The organism is Paracoccus benzoatiresistens (genome assembly GCF_026913015.1).
Taxonomy (GTDB): domain Bacteria; phylum Pseudomonadota; class Alphaproteobacteria; order Rhodobacterales; family Rhodobacteraceae; genus Paracoccus; species Paracoccus benzoatiresistens.
In genome coordinates, this window is the sequence record NZ_JAPTYD010000131.1 from 1 (window position 1) to 2,504 (window position 2,504).

The 2,504-nt window shown below is 67.0% G+C and carries 4 protein-coding genes; 2 read left to right on the plus strand and 2 right to left on the minus strand.

Annotated features, from left to right (window positions below; genetic code table 11):
• Positions 1-551, plus strand: a 551-nt coding sequence (locus tag OU682_RS23690; RefSeq protein WP_268944635.1) for an MFS transporter, incomplete at its 5' end; no start/stop codon positions are given.
• Between the two features lie 3 nt (positions 552-554).
• Positions 555-1,484 carry a pirin family protein gene (locus OU682_RS23695; protein ID WP_268944636.1) on the plus strand — a complete coding sequence of 310 codons (930 nt, stop codon included), beginning with the start codon at positions 555-557 and terminating at the stop codon, positions 1,482-1,484.
• Here OU682_RS23695 and OU682_RS23700 read toward each other — a convergent pair.
• Together OU682_RS23700 and OU682_RS23705 are read right to left on the minus strand one after the other, a co-directional pair.
• A complete protein-coding gene (locus OU682_RS23700; protein WP_268944637.1) occupies positions 1,468-1,794 on the minus strand; it encodes an MFS transporter in 327 nt (108 codons plus the stop codon). The genes OU682_RS23695 and OU682_RS23700 overlap by 17 nt on opposite strands.
• A 5-nt stretch (positions 1,795-1,799) precedes the next feature.
• Positions 1,800-2,504: MFS transporter (locus tag OU682_RS23705; protein WP_268944638.1), on the minus strand; the 705-nt coding region annotated here is incomplete at its 5' end.

The following is a 2,504-nucleotide window of genomic DNA, read 5'->3' on the forward strand; positions in this document are numbered from 1 at the left end:
CGGCCCTGCCCGACTGGGTCCGGGCCCGGGGGCTGGCCATCTACCTGACGGTGTTTTCCGGCGTGATGTCACTGGGCAGCCTTGGCTGGGGCACGGTCGCCGCGCAGACTTCGGTGCCTGTGGCACTGCTGGTTGCTGCCGCAGGCATCCTGGTCGCAATCCCGGTGACGCTTTGGGCACGGTTGGGCGGGCTCGCGCAGGATCACAGCCCGGCGCACCACTGGCCCGAACCCGGGGCTGCCCCCGAGGATCAGCCGGCCTCCATCTGGATCGCCTATGATGTGCCGGCCGAGCATCGGGAAGCCTTTCTCGCCCTGATGCAGGATCAGCGCCGCAGCCGCCGCGCCCATGGCGCCTATGGCTGGGTGCTGCGGCAGGACGCATCCCGTCCGACCCGGCTGATCGAAAGCTGGCACGAGGTATCCTGGCTGGCGCATCTTCGTCATCATGACCGCGTCAGCGTGACCGAAAAGGCCCTGCAGGATGAAATCCGAGCCTTGCTGAGCAACGCTCCCGAAATCCACCACACCATCGCACCAGGAAAGGCCTGAGCCATGAGCTGGAACCCCACCCAGAACCCCGACTGCCCGCTTGATTGTCTGGACAGCATCAAGACACTGATCATCCCCCGCGCCCGCGACCTCGGCGGGTTCGAGGTGCGCCGCGCGCTGCCCGCGCCAAACCGCCAGATGGTCGGGCCGTTCATCTTCTTCGACCAGATGGGTCCGGCCGAGTTCCTGACCGGCGGCGGCATCGACGTGCGCCCGCATCCCCATATCGGCCTTGCCACGGTGACCTATCTCTACAAGGGCGAGTTTCACCACCGCGACAGCACCGGCGCCGACCAGATGGTCTATCCGGGCGAGGTGAACTGGATGATCGCCGGCAACGGCGTCACCCATTCCGAACGCACCTCCGAGGAGATGCGGACGAGGCCCGGCTCGCTTTTCGGCATCCAGACCTGGATGGCGCTGCCCGAACATGCCGAGGATACGTCAGCCAGCTTCGAGCATCACGGGCGTGAGGCGCTGCCCTTCATTGATGAGGGCGGCAAGCAGGTCCGCCTGATCCTCGGCTCGGCCTGGGGCGCGACAGCCCCGGTCAAGACCTTCACCGAGACTTTTTATGCCGATGCCGTGCTGGCGCCCGGCGCCAAGCTGCCGCTGCCCGACAACCACGAGGACCGGGGCGTCTATGTGTCCGAAGGCTCGGTCACCATCGCGGGCGACACGTTCGAGGCGGGCCGCATGATGGTGTTCCGCCCCGGCGACCGCATCACCCTGGTCGCGGGTGACCACGGCGCCCGACTGATGGTCTTGGGGGGCGAGACGCTCAACGGGCCGCGCTATATCTCGTGGAACTTCGTCGCCTCCTCGCAGGAACGCATCGATGCCGCCAAGGAGGCATGGCGCCAAGGCGATTGGGGGCATGGCCGCTTTCAATTGCCGCCGGGCGATGACGCCGAGTTCATTCCGCTTCCGTGACCCGAAGGGAAGCGCGGCGCTCGGTCAGCTTGAGGACCAGCGCCAGCGCCGCCGCCGCTATGCCTGCCATAACCACGCCGGACCATCCCGATCGGAACCAGATTGCCGTGGCAAAGGCCGATCCCGCTGCGCCACCTACAAACATCGACCCCATGAAGATCGTGCTGATGCGTGCCCGGGCCTGTGGACGGAGCCCGAAGATCAGGTGCTGGTTCGAGATCAGGGCTCCCTGCACTGCCAGATCCAGCACGACCACGCCCACTCCCAAGCTGAGCAGCGACGGCCAGAGGCCAAAGATCAGCCAGGCCACAACCGTCAGCGCTGCCCCGCCTGCGACAGCCAGGTGAGGCCCTCTTGCTTCCGCCAGCCGTCCGGACACCGGCGCGCCAGGATACCAGCCAATCCCATGATCCCGAACAAGCCTGCCATGTCCGCGCCCAGGCCAAAGCGGTCCTGCAGCCGGAATACCAGGACTGTCCAGAACCCCGAGAAGGTCGCGAAGAGCAACCCTTGCATCAGCGCCGCGCGCCGCAGCTGGGGCAGCTCGCGCCACAGGCTGGCCATGGACAGCAGCAGCTGCAAATACGGCCTCCGGCCATCGGGCTGACTGCGAGGCAGGCTCAGCGCCATCAGCGCCGCGCCGCCAAGGGCAACGGGAACGCCCAGCCAGAACATCTCGCGCCAGCCAGCATGACTGCCCACGAAGCCTGCGATCGTGCGACTGAGAAGGATGCCGGACAGCAGGCCTGACATCACTAGGCCGACAACCTGCCCGCGCCGCTCGGGCGCCGCCAGATGCGCGGCCAGCGGGACGATCTGCTGGGAAACGGTCGCCGTCAGGCCCAAAAGCAGCGAAGCAAGCAACAGCAGCGGCAGCGTCGTGACGGTTGCGCTGGCAGCCAGGGCGGCTGCGAGGACCAGGAACTGCACGACGATCAGCCGCTTCCGCTGGGTTACGTCACCAAGCGGGATCAGAAGGAACAGCCCCGCCGCGTAGCCAAGCTGGGTCAGGACCGGAAC